The organism is Bifidobacterium myosotis (assembly GCF_002259745.1).
Classification (GTDB): domain Bacteria; phylum Actinomycetota; class Actinomycetes; order Actinomycetales; family Bifidobacteriaceae; genus Bifidobacterium; species Bifidobacterium myosotis.
This window is the reverse complement of record NZ_MWWW01000002.1, coordinates 264,351-281,767: the sequence shown is the minus strand read 5'-3', so window position 1 is coordinate 281,767 and position 17,417 is coordinate 264,351. Positions and strand designations below refer to the sequence as shown.

At 62.0% G+C, this 17,417-nt stretch carries 11 protein-coding genes, 1 tRNA gene and 1 rRNA gene; 4 read left to right on the top strand and 9 right to left on the bottom strand.

Annotation, left to right across the window (positions count from 1 at the left end; translation table 11 throughout):
- From BMYO_RS01350 to serS, 4 genes are all read right to left on the bottom strand, one after another.
- Positions 1-319 (bottom strand): 16S ribosomal RNA (locus BMYO_RS01350); the annotation flags it as partial.
- 6 nt (positions 320-325) lie between these two features.
- On the bottom strand, positions 326-817 hold the full coding sequence (locus tag BMYO_RS11410; RefSeq protein WP_143249086.1) for a hypothetical protein: 492 nt from the start codon (positions 815-817) through the stop codon (positions 326-328).
- 648 nt (positions 818-1,465) lie between these two features.
- Positions 1,466-1,550: transfer RNA gene (locus tag BMYO_RS01340), tRNA-Ser, on the bottom strand.
- A 248-nt stretch (positions 1,551-1,798) separates the two neighbouring features.
- Entirely contained in the window at positions 1,799-3,085 is a 1,287-nt protein-coding gene (serS, locus tag BMYO_RS01335) for a serine--tRNA ligase (RefSeq protein ID WP_094666776.1), read from the bottom strand.
- Between the two features lie 143 nt (positions 3,086-3,228).
- On the opposite strand from serS, the gene BMYO_RS01330 reads away from it, so the two are divergent.
- The gene (locus BMYO_RS01330; RefSeq protein ID WP_169834004.1) at positions 3,229-4,413 is read left to right on the top strand and encodes a diacylglycerol/lipid kinase family protein; all 1,185 of its coding nucleotides are present in this window, start codon (positions 3,229-3,231) and stop codon (positions 4,411-4,413) included.
- A 62-nt stretch (positions 4,414-4,475) separates the two neighbouring features.
- Here BMYO_RS01330 and BMYO_RS01325 read toward each other — a convergent pair whose 3' ends face one another.
- From BMYO_RS01325 to BMYO_RS01310, 4 genes are all read right to left on the bottom strand, one after another.
- Positions 4,476-6,263 (bottom strand): putative PEP-binding protein, encoded by a 1,788-nt coding sequence (locus BMYO_RS01325; protein ID WP_094666775.1) that lies wholly within the window; start codon positions 6,261-6,263, stop codon positions 4,476-4,478.
- Between the two features lie 10 nt (positions 6,264-6,273).
- A complete protein-coding gene (locus BMYO_RS01320) occupies positions 6,274-6,618 on the bottom strand; it encodes an HPr family phosphocarrier protein (RefSeq protein WP_094666774.1) in 345 nt (114 codons plus the stop codon).
- Between the two features lie 83 nt (positions 6,619-6,701).
- Positions 6,702-7,586: a PRD domain-containing protein gene (locus BMYO_RS01315; RefSeq protein ID WP_094666773.1), complete on the bottom strand. Its 885-nt coding sequence runs from the start codon at positions 7,584-7,586 to the stop codon at positions 6,702-6,704.
- A gap of 44 nt (positions 7,587-7,630) precedes the next feature.
- A complete protein-coding gene (locus tag BMYO_RS01310) occupies positions 7,631-9,736 on the bottom strand; it encodes a glucose PTS transporter subunit IIA (RefSeq protein WP_094666772.1) in 2,106 nt (701 codons plus the stop codon).
- Between the two features lie 329 nt (positions 9,737-10,065).
- Here BMYO_RS01310 and BMYO_RS01305 point away from each other — a divergent pair, with 329 nt between their 5' ends.
- Positions 10,066-11,550: a sugar porter family MFS transporter gene (locus tag BMYO_RS01305; protein WP_420807272.1), complete on the top strand. Its 1,485-nt coding sequence runs from the start codon at positions 10,066-10,068 to the stop codon at positions 11,548-11,550.
- A 333-nt stretch (positions 11,551-11,883) separates the two neighbouring features.
- Complete coding sequence (gene pgm, locus BMYO_RS01300) at positions 11,884-13,560, top strand: phosphoglucomutase (alpha-D-glucose-1,6-bisphosphate-dependent) (protein ID WP_094666771.1); 1,677 nt, start codon at positions 11,884-11,886, stop codon at positions 13,558-13,560.
- A 1,370-nt stretch (positions 13,561-14,930) separates the two neighbouring features.
- Here pgm and BMYO_RS01295 read toward each other — a convergent pair.
- Positions 14,931-15,989: a hypothetical protein gene (locus BMYO_RS01295; protein WP_169834003.1), complete on the bottom strand. Its 1,059-nt coding sequence runs from the start codon at positions 15,987-15,989 to the stop codon at positions 14,931-14,933.
- Positions 15,990-16,323: 334 nt separating this feature from the next.
- On the opposite strand from BMYO_RS01295, the gene BMYO_RS01290 reads away from it, so the two are divergent.
- Positions 16,324-17,331 (top strand): ribonuclease H family protein, encoded by a 1,008-nt coding sequence (locus BMYO_RS01290; RefSeq protein WP_094666770.1) that lies wholly within the window; start codon positions 16,324-16,326, stop codon positions 17,329-17,331.
- Positions 17,332-17,417 lie beyond the last annotated feature (86 nt).

Sequence of the window (17,417 nt, the reverse complement as noted above, 5' to 3'; positions counted from 1 at the left end):
AGTCCCAATGTGGCCGGTCGCCCTCTCAGGCCGGCTACCCGTCATAGGCTCGGTGGGCCATCACCCCGCCGACTACCTGATAGGACGCGACCCCATCCCATACCGGAAAAACCTTTCCCAACACACCATGCAGTGCATTGGAGCATGCGGCATTACCACCCGTTTCCAGGAGCTATTCCGCAGTACAGGGCAGGTCGGTCACGCATTACTCACCCGTTCGCCACTCTCACCCCGGCCGAAACCAGGGATCCCGTTCGACTTGCATGTGTTAAGCACGCCGCCAGCGTTCATCCTGAGCCAGAATCGAACCCTCCACAAAAAAACTTCATGAAGAAAGCCCGAAAAACAGACTCTCAAAACAAAAAAGACGAGAAAAATCCTTTATAAGGAAAAAGGACCTCTCACACAAAACCCCATCACCATTCAACCATCTCTCAGGCACCCACCAGAAAACCAGCAGGCAGGCAATGGACTGGCAATCATTGACTATAAAGAAGTAGTACAAACACGCTCTTGAGTTCTCAAACCACCACCACACAAGCAACCCAAGCCCCAACCAAACACAAGGAAGAAACCCGAACCGCTCAGCGGCAACAGATGAATAACCTACACGAACACACGAACAAGCGCAAATCAGGCGCACGAAGAACAGCCCAAATCGTTGCAACGACAGGCTTCCACCGGCGTGTCGCAAACCCCGCAAACCCGCTGACACCATCAGTGTAAAACCGCAACCGACCCACACACCAGCAAAAAACACCACTACAACAGCGCATCCCACAACAATTCCGTCTCCAGACACCACCCGTTCACTCACATCCACAACTCACATCAACCCCGTCACTCCCAAACAATCAATAACCCCGCTCAACCACAACCCCGCCAACAGCAACAATCCCAGACGGAATGCATCGCCCTGTACGCAATCACGTCCATGCGACGCCCACTAGACTCATCCCAAACAGATGCCGACCCACGCGAAAGGCACATCCCATACCACGGGGGATCAATACTTGCCAAATTCCGCACGAGCGTCACAATCCTGACCGCGCAGAGGAATTATGACGGGCTTACATGCTCGCATTCATGGGAAGCAGAGCGGTCGCAGTCGGCAATCCCTGCCATGTGCTGCGTCCGATCAATGGGTCTATTCACGGTTCCGATCGCTCCATCGCCTGATGACAAGTCGTGACAGCGATTCGAAAACGAACGCCACAGACAACCGCCCTGTCGCATCATGGCCACAACACATTCGTATCGACATCGCACATGCTGCCCCAATGAAGAAAGCCCCAGTTAAACTGCTGTGCATCGCGATACGATTCACTTCGTAATCTTTGGTTTGCGGCGGTAAGCCGCTATCCGCAACAAGGTCCGATGCTCCAGCACCGGGGCTTGTTGCTACGCGGATCGCAAAGCAGAAATACGAAAGGGTCCCAGGCAATCGACCCGGAACCCTTAACGGCGGACAGAGCGAGATTCGAACTCGCGGAGGGTTGCCCCTCAACGGTTTTCAAGACCGTCTCTTTAGACCGCTCAGACATCTGTCCTTGTGTGCGCATCGGCCCGAAATCGCATAGAACCAATCAGACTGACAACGCACGACGTTCAATTATACAGATACGACACCCTTTTTGCCCGATTCGGAGAATAACGGGCAAAATCGTGTCTCACCGCCCCCGCTCGTACGGAAACGGCGGTCACGCCTCCCACTTGACGAACAGCCCAGTGGAGTGTTCGTAGCAGCGCGCAGCGAAAGCGTGGCGCACGTCGCGAAACGCAGCAGGCGTGACGGAGGTCACGCCTCCCACTTAGTCGGCTCGATGACTTCCTTGCCACCCATGTACGGACGCATGGCCTGCGGAATCTCGATGGAGCCGTCCTTCTGCTGGTGGTTCTCCAGGATGGCGACCAGCCAACGGGTGGTGGCCAGCGTGCCGTTCAGCGTGGAGACCGCACGGGTGGAGCCGTCCTCGGTGCGCTCACGGATGTTGAGACGACGAGCCTGGTACTCGGTGCAGTTGGAAGTGGAGGTCAGCTCGCGGTAGCGGCCCTGAGTCGGCACCCACGCCTCGCAGTCGAACTTACGGGCGGCGGAGGAGCCGAGATCGCCGGCGGCGGTGTCGATGATGCGGTACGGCACCTCGACCTTGGCGAGCATCTCCTGCTCCATCTCCAGCAGGTGCTGGTGCTCGGCGTAGGAGTTCTCCTGCTTGGCGTACACGAACATCTCCACCTTGTCGAACTGGTGGACGCGGATGATGCCGGAGGTGTCCTTGCCGGCGGCGCCGGCCTCACGGCGGTAGCAGGAGCTCCAGCCGCAGTAGCGCAGCGGGCCGTTGGACAGGTCCAGAATCTCGTTCTCGTGCATGCCGGCGAGCGCCACTTCGGACGTGCCGACGAGGTACTGGTCGTCGGGCTCGCGCAGGCGGTAAATCTCATCGGCGTGGGAGTTGAGGAAGCCGGTGCCGGCCATGACCTCGGGACGCACCAGCGTCGGGGTGATGGCGAGCACGAAGCCGTGCTGCTCGGCCTGGTCCACGGCCATGGTAAGCATGGCAATCTGCATGCGGGCCACAGCACCGCGCAGGAAGTAGAAGCGGGAGCCACCGACCTTGACGCCGCGGCGCATGTCGATGCCGGCCACGTTGGTGCCGAGGGTCAGATGATCCTTCGGCTCGAAGCCCTCGGCCGCGAAGTCACGGATCTGACCGACCTTCTTGACCACGACGTAGTCGTCCTCGCCGCCTTCCGGAGCCTCCGGCTCGACGATGTTGGACAGCTTCCACATGGCGGTGGTGTATTCCTCGGCAGCGGCGTCGGCCTTGGACTTGTACTCGGCCACCTTGGCGGCGAGTTCCTTGGTCTGGGCAATAAGCGCGGCCTTCTGATCGGCCGGGGCGGCGGCCACCTGCTTGCCGATCTCCTTCTGCTGGGCGCGGGCCTCCTCGAAGGCCTTCAGCGACTCACGACGCACGGTGTCGGAGGACAGCACCTCATCGACGAGTTCCACGGACTCGCCACGCTTGCGCTGGGATTCCTTGACGATATCGGCGTGCTCACGAATGAATTGAATATCAAGCATGGGCCTAACACTACCGCCGCAAGCCGACACGCGGCAATCCTCCGGCTAGCCCGTGGACCGGCCACTCGTTCAACGTGCACAAACTGTTCATGTTCACACGTTTTCCTCAGGCGGCACCCAGTCCCACGGTAACAATAGGAATCATGTCTCAGCCTGTCCTCACCGCGCTCATCGTTGTTGTTGTTGTCCTCGTGATCGTGGCCATCGTCGCCGCCGTGCTGGCCGCACGCGCGCACCGCCGCCGCAAGCTGGCGGAATCGTTGGACAAGCGGCGTGACGACGAGGTGCAGTACGCCTTCATCATCAACCCCTCCAAGCCTCAGGCGGAGGCCGAGCGGCTGCATATCCAGGAATTCTGCGCGGCCAAAGGCCTTGACCGCATCCGCTTCTACGACACCCAGCTTGACAAGGACGGGCGCGCCTGCGCTAAGGAGGCGCTGGCGGACGGCGCCGACGTGGTCATCGCAGTGGGAGGCGACGGCACCGTGCGCACGGTGGCGAGCGCCGTTTCAGGCACCGGCCACGCCCTCGGCATCATCCCGATCGGCACCGGCAACCTGTTCGCCCGCAACATGGGCATTCCGGTGGATGACATCGACGCGGCGCTGACCGTGGCGACGTCCCACGGCTCACGTCTGGTGGATATGGGGCGACTCTGGCTGCTTGACCATCCTGAGGACGATCACGGCCATGCGTTCCTCATCATCGCAGGCATCGGCTTCGACGCTGCGATGATCGACGACACCGATCCCGCTTTGAAAGCCAACATCAGCTGGCTCGCCTACTTCGTGGGCGGTTTCAAGAACCTGTTCGCCCCGAAATACCAGGCCAATCTGACCATCACCAGTCCCGATGGCTCCTCGCACTCCATCCGCAATCTCGACTTCCGTACGATCATGGCCGGCAATTGCGGCCAGATTCCTGTATTCTCCCTGATGCCGGCCGCCTCATATGACGACGGCATCCTCGACTTCGAAATCATCGACACCACTGGCGGCATCCTTGGTTGGGCGAATCTGTTCGGCGATGTCGTGCATCAGACGCTCATCGGCAAGCCTGAGCAAAACCCGCTCTCCACGAATTCGACCATGGAACAGATACAGGGGCTTACCGCTGAAGTCACGCTGGAGAAGCCGGCCAAGGCGCAGGTGGACGGCGACATGCTGCCCGAGACGCGCCACATCCGTTTCTCGGTGGACCGTCGCGCGCTTATTGTCCGCGTGCCGGCGTCCACGCTCTCCTCTCTGGAGAAGACCGCGCAGGCCGCGGCGGCGAACGCCACGGCCGATTTCGCCGAAACCACGGCACTGCTGGAGCCAATCCGCTGAAAATCCCATGTCAGCGTCCCACGAGCGCTCCACTTGCGCCTTCCGCGGTTAAACCGTCGAAGTCACAGCACATCACGCAGCCTGGCGTCGGCGAGCGCCAACGCGGATTGACGAGCTTCCGTCGCTGAACGCGCGTTGAGCGCTGCCTGTGCCATGCGTTGGCAATCAGCCAGACTGTGCAGCCGCAACGCGGACCGTACAGCGGCCGCCTTCCGCCAAGCCATCGACAGCGACCGTATGCCGAATCCCGCAAACACCAGTGCCAGCAGAGGATCGCCCGCAGCTTCGCCGCACACACCCACCGGCTTCCCGGCTACCAGACCGCCCTCGACGGTCATCCGTATCATGCGCAGCGTTGCGGGCTGCCATGAATCGAGCAGGTCGGACAGACTGCCGTCAAGCCGGTCGGCCGCCATCGTGTATTGCGCCAGATCATTGGTGCCGATCGACGCGAAATCCGCCACGGCGAGCAATGACGCGGATTGCACGGCTGCGGCCGGCGTTTCGATCATGATGCCGGCATACGGCAGCCCTGCCGCATGCGCTTTGTCCACGAACCATTGCGTCTCCTGCACGGTCGCGACCATCGGGGCCATCACCTTCAGACAATTCCCCGAGGCCCGATATGCATCGGCAAGCGCCGCGAGCTGCGTATCGAGAAGATCCTCGCGCCGCATGCCCAAGCGGATGCCCCGCACACCGAGCGCCGGGTTGGACATGGCCGACGCTTCGCCGCCGTCGCTCCGTGCGAAGGCAAGCGGCTTATCGGCACCGGCATCGAACGTACGGACCGCCACCGGCCGGCCGTCGAACGCATGGACCGCCCGGGTATACGCTTCGGCCTGCTCAGCCTCCGTCGGCGCCTGCGAACGGTTCAGGAACAGGAATTCGCTACGCAGCAGGCCGATGCCATCAACACCGGCCAGGGCGGCCTCCTCCGCTTCGGCCGGAGTGCCAACGTTGGCGTTCAACAGTATCCGGCATCCATCAGCGGTCATAGCGGAGGAGTCATCGACGTCGGCTGCAGCATCGGCTGCATCTGTAGCATCGGCAGCACAGGCAGCACCGCCATGGAGCAACGCCCTTCGCCGGGCGGCGCGTTCGGCGGCACAATCCCAATCGGCAGAATCGGGATTGACGATCACCTCTCCGGCGCCACCGTCCAGAACGATGCGACTATCATCGGCTGCCGCTTCCAGCACACCATGCGCCCGAACCACGGCTGGAATGCCACGTTCGGCGGCCAGAATGGCGGTATGTCCGGTAGCTCCACCCTCCTCCAACACCAGTCCGCGTACTGCAGCGGGGTCCAACGCGGCAGCATCGGCGGGCGCCAGATCGCGGGCGACAAGAATCACCGGGATGTCGCGCACGGCATCGTGCTGGGGGACCACGACCGGCAATCCCCGCAACTCGGCGATGAGACGGCTTCGGATGACGTTGAGATCGGTGATTCGTTCGGCCATCATGCCACCGGCCTTGCTAAAGCGCTCGATGTATCCGTCCACGGCGTTGGCCACGGCACGGGTCACGCCATCGCCGGCCGACAGGCGCTTCATGATGGATTTGTCCAATCCGCGATCCTCGGCCAACCGCGCGCCGGCAGCGAGCATGGCACGGGTCATGTCATCGGCCGCCCGCAAGGACCGTTCCCTCAACGCGGCAGCGACGGCAGCCATCGCCGCACGCACACGCATCATGTCCGATTGTGGGTCCACGCACGCCGGCTCCCCCTCGTCAACGCCCGGCGGCTCATGCATCAGTCGCGCACAGCCATATGCCACACCGGAGGAGACCCCGATGCCCTGCAATACGCGACGTTCGTTGCCGCTTATCCGTGTGGCCGCCATCAGACCCCCATCAGACTCCATCAACGGCATCGACGGCATCGAAATCACGGGCGAGCATCGCGGCGAGTCCGTCCAGTTTCGCCCTAATGGCCTCGACGGTGGCATCTGCGGCGCCCGCGCCGGCGTTCGCACCGGCGTTCGCACCGGCTTGCCCCTCATCGACGCCGATGGTCACCGTCTCCCCTCCGGCGATGCCGAGCGCCATGATATCCAAGGCGCTGGCGGCATCCGCCTCCTCGCCGTCGTGCCAGAGCACCACGTCAAGCCCGGTCTGTTCCACGGCAGTGGCGAATATGGCGGCCGGGCGCGCATGCAGTCCCATGGCACTGCCTACCGTTACCGTTCGGGTGATCATCGCGTCTCCTGTCTGTAATCCATCTGTCCGTAATCCATCTGTCTGCAATCGATCTGTCTGCGATCGGCGTGTCTGCGTTCAGTTTATTTGCCGTCGGCATGACTCCCGTCGTCCGGCCCGGCGCCGACCCGCTCGGCATCGGCGGTGACTCGGGCCACATGCATCGCCAGATAGGCGACTTCGTCCTCGCTGATATCCGCGTCGAGTCGCAACTCCAGCAACGATCGGATGGTGCTCGCGCAACGTACGGCCTTGGGGTAGGCGGCACGAATCGCCTCGATAATGGGCGCCGGCTCGCCATCCAGCTGACGATGCTGGTGCACCCGGATGAACAGGTAGCGCAGATGGGTGATGAATCGGCCCACGTTCACCGATTCGCGATCCAGCACCAGCCCGTACGTCTGTTCGATGATGTCAAGCATTTGTTGAATGACACCGGTCATCGTATAGGTATAGGTCAGGTCTCCGGTGGCGAACCCGGCGTTCACCAGATGCATGGCCAGCGAGGTCGCCTCGCCGTCCGGCAAAGGGGTGTCAAGCCGCGCGTTGATTGCAGCGAGCAGCGAACGCCCTTGCCCATATTCGCGCGGATAGAGGTTGCGCACCTCACCGATCAGCGGGTAGGTCATGTCGATGCCACGCCGTCGTCGTTCAATTGCGCCGGCGATATGGTCGGAGAGCGCCAACACCAGCGTGGTGCTTGCGCTCTGATGCTCGTCCAGACCGGTCTCCTTCATGGCGTCGACCACCAGACGAATGGTTTCCGGAGCGATGTCCGCAAGCATCTGCGCGAGATGGTCCGGGTCCCGGCCGTCCGACGGCACGAAGGTCCGTACGATCTTCGATTCATCCACCGATTGGCCCGGTCTGGCCTGGAATCCCAAGCCACGGCCCGTGAGAATCACTTCGCCGCCGTTGCCGTCTTTGGCCAACACGACGTTGTTGTTGAAGACCCTCAGTATCTCCACGGCGTCCTCCTTTCACCGCCTGCATCGCCTCCCCGGCGCCATTGTCACCGTTCCACATCGATGATAGGGTCACCGACCCGCACGACTCTGGCTTGGCGATCCGACACGTCGGATTCCCCCTGGTTCCGGTTCCCTGCGCCGAGTGGCGTCCCGTTTCCGGGGGCGGTCAGCAATGGCGTGACCGACTCCATCGCAGCGCTGTTCACCACGGTGACCACGACCACCATGCTGCGGCCGGACCCGACAACCGCATGGCGATCGACCTGCATCACCGGCTCACCCGCCTGCACCGCATCGCCTTTGCCCACCTGCAGCACGAAGCCTTCGCCATCCATATCGGCGGTGTCCAAACCGACATGCACCAATACCTCGACGTTGTCATCGGTTTTGATGCCGAATGCATGCCCCGTTCTGGCCACGGTTTTCAGCATACCGGCAACAGGTGCGCATACCGTCATCATGCCGTCGCTCCCACTCGGCATCACACCGATGCCCTCGCCCAATGCCTTGGATGCGAATACCGGGTCACCGATTGTGTCCAAGCCGACCAGCGCACCGTCCACCGGCGCGAATACGGCATGGGAGGACTGCGCCTTGGATACCCCTGCACCCGCATCAGCCGGCGTGCCGTCGCTCGGCTCCGCATCCGATATCGGAGCATCCGGCAACGCCGCATCATGCACGGCGCCATCGGCGGATCGGCCCGGTTTCACGGAGGACACGGCATTCATCGGGGTTCGGTAATCGAACATGACCACCAGCGTCATCGCCACCACGAACGCGATCGCGATGGACGACGCATATACCCACGCCCTGTCGAACACGGGAATCGTCAACAGCGACGAGAACGCGAAGGCAGTGGTCGTCACCCCGTGCACGGTCTGGCCGTCCGGCAGCACGGACGGGAACAGGCTGCCCAGCACCGCACTGGACACGCCTCCGGCCGCGCACCCGGCAAGCAGCCACCGGTAGATGCGGCGATGCTGCAGATGAATACCGTACAGACTGAGTTCCGAGACACCGCCCAGCAGTCCCGCCAGCAGAGCGCTCAGCGCAGTCTGGCGCATGGCCGAGTCCCGGTCACGGACGGCGAGCACCAGCACGCCCGCAGTCGCACCGAAGCACGCGAAGTTCCATACGCCCATCGGACCTTGCACGAAGTCATAACCCAATGTCTGGATGTTCACGAGCATCAGGGCGTTCAGTGGCCAATGCAGGCCCAACGGCACCAAAAACGGGTACATCATCGGGATGAGCAGCGCGAACAGGAACGGCACATGCGCATCCAGCCAGGCCGTGCCGGCGCTCAGCCCATCGCCGATCCACACGCCGAAGGGCCCGATGAGCAGCACCGTGAGCAGATAGACGGTCACCAGCGAAAGGAACGGCGCGAACACCAGCTGCACACTGCTTGCAATCACCCGCGCAAGCCCGTGATACACCAACGCGAGCGCGACGGCCATCAGCAACGGTACGATGAGGTTCCCGCTGTAGTCGCGAATCGGGAGGGCCACGCCGAACGCGGTGACCCCTCCAGTGACTCCGGCAAGTCGCGGCGCCATCAAGGCCGCCATGATCGCGCCGCCGAGCCACGGATCGACATTGAGCTTGCGGGAGGCGTTGCAGGCGACCATCACCGGAAGCAGCATGAACATGCCCTCCCATATCGCCTTCAGCAGATTCCATCCCTGTGTAGCGTCGCCGGACGGCATACCGCCGAACGCCACCATCACATTGGCCAAGGCGATGACCATCGAGGCGCCGAGCAGCGCTCCGAGCAACGGACGGAACGCGTCGGATACGTAATCGAGTGCGGCGCCCGCCCATGCGCGCGCGGACTTCGGCCAATGGCGGTGCTCGGGGGTGCCGGTCGCAGACGTACCGCCAGCAGAAGTGTCAGCCGCAGACGCGTCAGCCGAGGCCAGTACAGCCATGACCGCCTCATACACCGATGCCACAGCGCCCCCGATGACGATCTGACAACGCCCACCAGGACGGGAGAACGCACCCAACACCCCATCGATGGCCTCAATGCGGGCGAAGTCGGCCTTGCGCTCGTCTGCAAGCACAATGCGCAGGCGTGTGGCGCAATGCGTGACCTCGAGGATATTGCCGGGGCCGCCGAGGGCTTCGACTATCCGCATCGCCATCGACGTATTCCCCACGGCCAACTCCTCTCACGGTTGTCGCCATTGTCTCGCATACGCCATCACAGTATCGCGCTTCGGAGTGTCGCGGTCGAAAACGTCGTATCCTATGTTTCACACGTTGCGTAGCAGGGTTGTTACTTGGAAACGAGGCAAGACCTGGAGCGATGTGGAATCTGCGTATCCCATGGACGAATGTCCGTGGCGATATACCGATTCCACATTGTTCCAGGTCTTTTTTGTTGTCCGGGTACATCGATGATGTGTTCCTGCACGCAGCGCGCAAAGCCGCAAACGCAAGCACTGTCAATGACGATGAAAGGAACAGGACAATGACGACGGCAGCAACATCACCCACATCGACCCAGACCGTAGCAGACGCGACAAGCGCCGTGGCGAGCGAAGCGGCAAACGCCATCGAGAAGATCGAGGCCATGGAATCCCGCGGCTTCTCTCCCCGATTCCCGCTCAACAGCTCGTTCATCTTTACCTTCGGCGCGCTCGGTGGCATGCTGTTCGGCTTCGATACCGGCATCATCTCCGGCGCCTCCCCGCTCATCGAATCCGACTTCGCCCTGAGCGTCTCCCAGACCGGTTTCATCACTTCGTCCGTGCTGATCGGCTCGTGCGCCGGCGCGCTGTCCATCGGCGCGCTGTCCGACCGGTTCGGCCGTAAGAAACTGCTCATCGTGTCCGCCATCCTGTTCCTGATCGGTTCGGGCATGTGCGCCATGTCCACCGGCTTCCTGATGATGGTCGCCGCGCGCATCATCCTCGGCCTCGCCGTCGGCGCGGCGTCCGCACTGACACCGGCCTACCTCGCCGAGCTCGCACCGAAGGAGCACCGCGGGTCGCTGTCCACGCTGTTCCAGCTCATGATCACCTTCGGCATCCTGCTGGCATACGCCTCCAACCTCGGTTTCCTCGGCCACGACCTGCTCGGCGTGCGCGATTGGCGCTGGATGCTCGGCTCGGCGCTCGTGCCGGCGGCGCTGCTGCTGATCGGCGGCCTGTTGCTGCCGGAATCCCCGCGCTATCTGGTGAACAAGGGCGACGAGCGCAACGCGTTCAAGGTGCTCACCCTCATCCGCAAGGACGTCGACCAGACGCAGGTGCAGCTCGAGCTCGACGAGATCAAGGCCGTGGCCGCGCAGGACACCAAGGGCGGTGTGCGCGAGCTGTTCCGCATCGCGCGTCCGGCACTGGTGGCCGCCGTGGGCATCATGCTCTTCCAGCAGCTCGTGGGTATCAACTCGGTCATCTATTTCCTTCCGCAGGTGTTCATCAAGGGCTTCGGCTTCCCTGAAAACGATGCGATCTGGGTGTCTGTGGGCATCGGCGTGGTGAACTTCGCCTCCACCATCGTGGCCACTCTGATCATGGACAAGTTCCCGCGCAAGACGATGCTAATCTTCGGTTCCGTGGTGATGACCGTCTCGCTCGCCATTCTCGCCGTGATGAACTTTGCGGGCGACGTGGCCGTGCTCGCCATTCCGACCATGATCCTCATCGCCTTCTACATCCTCGGTTTCGCCATCTCCTGGGGCCCGATCGCATGGGTGCTCATCGGCGAGATCTTCCCGCTGTCGGTGCGAGGCATCGGCTCCTCCTTCGGCTCGGCGGCCAACTGGCTGGGCAACTTCATCGTCTCCCAGTTCTTCCTCATGCTGCTCGCCGCATTCGGCAACAACGTGGGTGGCCCATTCGCCATCTTCGGCGTGTTCTCGCTGCTGTCCATCCCGTTCGTCATGCGGTTCGTGCCGGAGACCAAGGGCAAGTCACTGGAGGAGATCGAAGCGGAGATGACCCACCGCTGACGGTCGGAAGCCGACGGTCGGAAGCCGACGGTCGGAATGATTGCAGCGACCTTTCCGATGATGCGTTGACGGCAATGGCCGACGTTCGCGATTTCGCGGCGTCGGCCATTCTCATATAATCAGTCATCGGTAGTCAATCATGTGATTGCATACGGCCCCACGCGATTCCATGCGATCCGATGCCTCAAACATGTCCCGCGCAGCGCCCAGGAACCCAACGAGATATGAATTTTGACCAAACAGCAGGCAAGATTATTTCTTTTTCGCACAAAAGTTGACAACTCTTAACATAATTCCACACGAAACCTCGGAAAACGTGGCAGAATAAGAGGCATGGTAGCAACAAATGCGGGTCTTCCCGCCACCCCAGCAGATCTGATTGACGTCGATGAGGTCATCGGCAAGTACTACGACCTCGTCCCCGATCCCTCCGTCCCCGAGCAGCGTGTCATCTTCGGCACCTCCGGCCACCGTGGATCGTCCCTGAAGACCTCGTTCAACGAGGCCCACATCATCGCCATCACCCAGGCCATCGCCGAATACCGTAAGAAGGCTGGCGTGACCGGCCCGCTGTACCTCGGCTCCGACACCCACGCGCTGTCCGCCCCGGCCAAGAAGACCGCCATCGAGGTCCTTGTCGCCAACGGCGTGCACGTGCGCATCGACTCCCGCAACGACTTCGTGCCCACCCCCGTGGTCTCCCAGGCCATCCTGACCCACAACCGCGCGGCGGACGGCACCCAGCGCTTCGAGGGTGAGGGTCTGGCCGACGGCATCGTCGTCACGCCGTCCCACAACCCGCCCACCGACGGCGGCTTCAAGTACGACCCGGTGACCGGCGGCCCGGCCCCGGCCGATGTGACGAACGCCATCGCCGCCCGCGCCAACGAGCTGCTCGGCGACTTCAAGTCCGTCAAGCGTGTGCCCTACGAGGAGGCCATCAAGTCCGAGTACGTCGAGGGCTTCGACTTCCGTGAGCACTACGTCTCCGACCTGGAGAACGTCATCGACTTCGACGTGATCCGCAACTCCGGCGTGCGTCTGGGCATCGACCCGCTCGGCGGCGCCTCCGTGAACTACTGGCCGCTCATCAATGAGAAGTACGGCCTGAACATCGGCGTGGTGCGCCCCGAGGTCGACCCGACCTGGCGCTTCATGACCATCGACCACGACGGCAAGATCCGCATGGACCCGTCCTCCCCGTACGCGATGAAGGGTCTGGTCGATGAGCTCAACGCCGGCGCTTGGGACAAGTACGACCTGGTCGGCGGCACCGACCCGGACGCGGACCGTCACGGCATCGTCTGCCCGAACTGGGGCGTGATGAACCCGAACCACTACATCGCCGTGTGCGTGGAGTACCTCTTCGGCGGCAACCGTCCGGGCTGGCCCGCGGGCGCGGCCGTAGGCAAGACGCTGGTCTCCTCCTCCCTGATTGACCGCGTGGCCGCTTCGATCAACGCGAAGGTCATCGAGGTGCCGGTCGGCTTCAAGTGGTTCGTCGATCCGCTGTTCTCCGGCGAGGTGGCGTTCGGCGGCGAGGAGAGCTCCGGCATGAGCTTCCTGCGCAAGGACGGCCGCGTGTGGACCACCGATAAGGACGGTCTGATCCCCGACCTGCTGGCCGCCGAGATCACCGCCAAGACCGGCAAGAACCCGGCCGAGCTGCACAAGGACCAGGTGGCCCGCTTCGGCGAGTCCTGGTACAAGCGCGTGGACACCCCGACTACCCTCGAGCAGAAGCAGAAGTTCGCCAAGCTCACCGGCGACGACGTGACCGCCACCGAGCTGGCCGGCGAGGACATCACCGCCAAGCTCACCGAGGCTCCGGGCAACCACGCCAAGATCGGCGGCCTCAAAGTCACCACCAAGGACAACTGGTTCGCCGCCCGTCCTTCCGGCACCGAGAACATCTACAAGGTGTACGCCGAATCCTTCGAGAGCCCCGAGGCCCTCGACAAGGTGCTCGACGAAGCCAAGCTCGTGGTCGACAAGGCCCTGAGCGAGTGAGGGTAACGCGCGCCTAGTGTGTATGGTGCGTCATGCACGGTCCGTGCGTGCTGGCGCCCCTCGTTCCGCAAGGTTTCCTACGGATATCCCCGAACCGCACCTCCGATTGTTGGACTGAAGTAATTCAGATTCAATGATTGGAGGTGCGGTTTTTCATGTGTGGGAATGCGTAGGGATCACAGGCGTCATTATGACGATGAGTTCACCGATGAGTTCATACGTGCCGTCGTCGGCGCGATTCACAAGGGTGCCGGCAAAGTCTTCCTCGCGGGAAACCTATGGCTCTGTTAAACCAGCTTTGGCATAAGAGGCGAATTGGTGGGGCGGGGTTCCTAGGAAATCACTCTAGGGAATCAACCCATTCAGAACTTTCGCTGATTAATCCATGTCAATTCTGGTTCAACAGAGCCAAACCTTGTGTTTTGGCCTGACTGAGCCGATCGTCACGCAGTGCATCGGTGTGTCGTCCCTCCGCCGAAACCCGCCAACGCCCTCGCAGACCGTTTCATCATGACTGGCGACAGCCTCCGACGACTCCACCATACGTACCGCGTAACGCTCGACGCACAGCACCCCACTCGCACGGCGCACATCCCCCGTTCGCAATCACGGACGGCGAGCACAAGGGATGCACCCCGCGCACGCGATGTATACCCCTTTCTCCACGCTCGGCCACGCGCGCAACACGCCATTTGCGGTACGATGCGCCGATTTAACGCTTTTCGAGCTGTTGTACCGCAGCAGTGCGCCCCGACAGCCGAAGCAAACGTTTTCAATCCATATCGGGGCAATGCGCCTATTTCAAAAACCGCGGAAACAAGCCATTCCTGACTCATGGGCGAAATCGACCGCCCGCAGCCCTGCGGTACGATACACGAAAAACGCGCGATTTCGCACATCGTACCGCGCCTTCTTGTACACAACACGTCAAAAAGAGCCTTCTGAGGATTTCGTACCGCAGCCATATGCCACGCGCGCATCACCCATCGCAGTTACCGGCCACATAGTACAGCGCTGCGCCACACTATAAGCGGCTCCGTATGGGACAAAACCTAGACACATTCCTCGTTTCTTAGGCAGGCCCCAAAGAACAGGACGGCACAACAAGGCAGGCATACGCGCAAGGCGCCGATAAATAGTTGACTGCGCCTAAGCAATGGAAACACACGGCCCTTACACGCCAAAATCGGAAGAGCCACTTAACTTCCCTCCGAATCGCTTCCATACACCGCGAATGCAGGAAAGATTGCACCGCATCCCTATCCAAGCATCTCCGCCCACCTTCGGAGAACCTCATTGGCTGAGTTCAGGTCGTCAGCGGACATGGTCTTCCCGCCTTGCCGACAATACCCCACTCCCCTGCGTCGACCTCAACTTCTTCGGCGCGACTCCTTCAATCGGCGCTCGGCCAGCTGCTCGATCGTCATCGCAATCACCCGAAACTCGAATACCGCGCCGCGACGGGCAAGCTCGCGCGCCACATTGAAGGCGAACTCGGCGCGCGCATCCTCATCGGCAAGGCTCGCGGCGGTGGCTACGAACACGGTCCACCGCCGACCAATCAGTCGGTCCCGTTTCTCCCGATCACGCCGCCACTGTGTCTTGCTCGTACGATGATGATCTCCATCGTATTCGACCGCGACTTTGTATTCCGGCCAGGCCATGTCCAACGTCATTGGGAAACCCGAGTCGAACAGTGCATCGGGAACCATATAGTTCACCGCAGGCTGAGGAATGCCATGTGACAACAGCGAGATTCGTTCCTCGGTTTCCTTCGGTGAATCCGCTCCGGGCACGACCAGATCCAATGCACGCAGACACCGAGACCGGCCCTTGAATCCCACGAGTCCGTTGATGCACGCGGCGAAATCGCGATGCACGGCCAGGATGTCACGATTGTTGGCCAGTGACGGCTGCTTCGCCGTGGCGGTGATGATGGCGTCACCAAGCACGACCAACGACTCGAGTGGAACATGCACCGCCATCTGCGCCCACACATGGAACAGATCCAATGCAAAGACATGCCGATTAATCCGAACCACGTTCTCATTGGTGACGTATCTCCATATATGGGTGCGCACTTCCTCGTTTCGAGCACGAATGCGCTTGTCCCGTGTGCTGCACACGGCATGTAACACCGACTGGTCAAGATTGCAGTCGGCCGGCAACGGCACGGACTGCAGCGCAAGAGACGTGGTCATGCCGAACAGCAGCCTACGGTCCAATCGTTTGGCGACTTCAGTGCAGCGCCGCGCAGTATCGCGTTTGCGCTGCGCAATGCTTTCACCCATCGCAGGGATTGGGCCGCTCGCACTCACGGACTCAGCGGCGCGCATAGGGGCACAGGTCACCTCCGATTCCTCAGGTGGCGGATCATGAAGCGAGATGGCAGGTGCGGCATAGGCATCATCATTGATTGCGGTACTCATGGGCTCACCGTAACGAACCGGCCGCAAAAAGGAAAGCCAAAACGGGGTATGTGGTTCCAGCTTCCGTTATGCAGGGTAAATGTGGATAACTTCGGTGACTCAGCGACCGTCTGACGGCACGGCAATCGTTGCGCATGGCGTGCGTTAGGGTGGAGCGCAGGACGACTGTTGCGCCGAAGGACGGCGATGCACGGCGATGCACGGCGATGCACCGGGCGATCCGAATGCAGCGCCGTCATGTGGACAATCGAGCGGATAATCCACAGGCAAGGTGAGCGAGCGCAGTCGCGCCCCTCGGAGGAGCTGTTCGCACTGACCGGAAAGTGAGTGAAACGTGACCATCACAGTATCGACGGACGGATCGGCACTGGGCAATCCGAACGGCCCGATGGGCTGGGCCTGGGCCGACCATGAGAAAAACGCCGGCGGCAAGCCCGGCCATGACCATGACGATCATGGATATGACGCCGGCGGAGCCACGAACGGCACCAACCAGATTGGCGAGCTGTGCGCGGTGCTCGAGGCGTTGCGCGCACACCCCGGCAGCGAGCCCCTGCTCATCGAATCCGATTCGCAGTACGCCATCAACTGCTCCACCACATGGGTGAAGGGCTGGAAGCGCAACGGCTGGAAGAACTCGCAGAAAAAGCCCGTGAAGAACGTGGAGCTCATCAAGGCGATCGACGCCGAGATCTCGCGCAGGCCCGGGCCGGTGAAGTTCAAGTGGGTCAAGGGGCATGCGGGCAACGCCGGCAACGAACTGGTCGACGAGCTGGCACGCACGTATGCCGGCGACTGCCGCTCGGGCGCGCGAGACGGCTACCTGCCCATCGAGGGATGGCAGTCACTGCTGCATTCCGAATACGCGCGCGGTACCGACGTGCCGCCGGACGTGCAGCTGGTGTTGGACGGCAATGCCGACGCGGACAGTCTGCGCAAGCCGACGTTCGAGCAGAAGTCGGCACAAAAGCCCGTGCAGCAGTCGGCTCATGACGCAGCCGGGCAGTCCCCCGCCGATACGGCATCGGGCGGCAAGCAATCGTTGGCGGAGCTTCTGGCTGAGCCCGAGGGCGTACCGGATCTGGATTTCGGGGATACCGGCAATGCCGATAGCTCCGCAGTCGCCGATAGCCCGCATCCCAGCCCCGTTCCCAGTCCGAATCCGAATCCCAGCCCCAGCGGACTGACGGTGTCGGGCACGCTGACCTTCTCCCCCGCTCCCAAGACCAGCCCGTACTTCAACGGCCAGCCGATGCCGATTTCCGGCACCATCACCATCACCGGATACGTGGACGGCGACGGCAATCTGACCATCACCGGCGTCCCCTTCATCCGGCGTTAGCCGGAAGCAACGCATCGTCAACCACCCGTTCGCCTACCATAATCGGACGCGAAGGCACATATTCGCTCACCCGCGTTAGGATAGGA

Excerpts from the sequence above, each read along its gene's own strand:
- serS (WP_094666776.1), bottom strand. The coding sequence starts at position 3,085 with ATGCTTGATATTCAATTCATTCGTGAGCACGCCGATATCGTCAAGGAA.
- BMYO_RS01330 (WP_169834004.1), top strand. The coding sequence starts at position 3,229 with ATGTCTCAGCCTGTCCTCACCGCGCTCATCGTTGTTGTTGTTGTCCTC.
- BMYO_RS01325 (WP_094666775.1), bottom strand. The coding sequence starts at position 6,263 with ATGGCGGCCACACGGATAAGCGGCAACGAACGTCGCGTATTGCAGGGC.
- BMYO_RS01320 (WP_094666774.1), bottom strand. The coding sequence starts at position 6,618 with ATGATCACCCGAACGGTAACGGTAGGCAGTGCCATGGGACTGCATGCG.
- BMYO_RS01310 (WP_094666772.1), bottom strand. The coding sequence starts at position 9,736 with ATGGCGATGCGGATAGTCGAAGCCCTCGGCGGCCCCGGCAATATCCTC.
- BMYO_RS01305 (WP_420807272.1), top strand. The coding sequence starts at position 10,066 with ATGACGACGGCAGCAACATCACCCACATCGACCCAGACCGTAGCAGAC.
- pgm (WP_094666771.1), top strand. The coding sequence starts at position 11,884 with ATGGTAGCAACAAATGCGGGTCTTCCCGCCACCCCAGCAGATCTGATT.
- BMYO_RS01295 (WP_169834003.1), bottom strand. The coding sequence starts at position 15,989 with ATGAGTACCGCAATCAATGATGATGCCTATGCCGCACCTGCCATCTCG.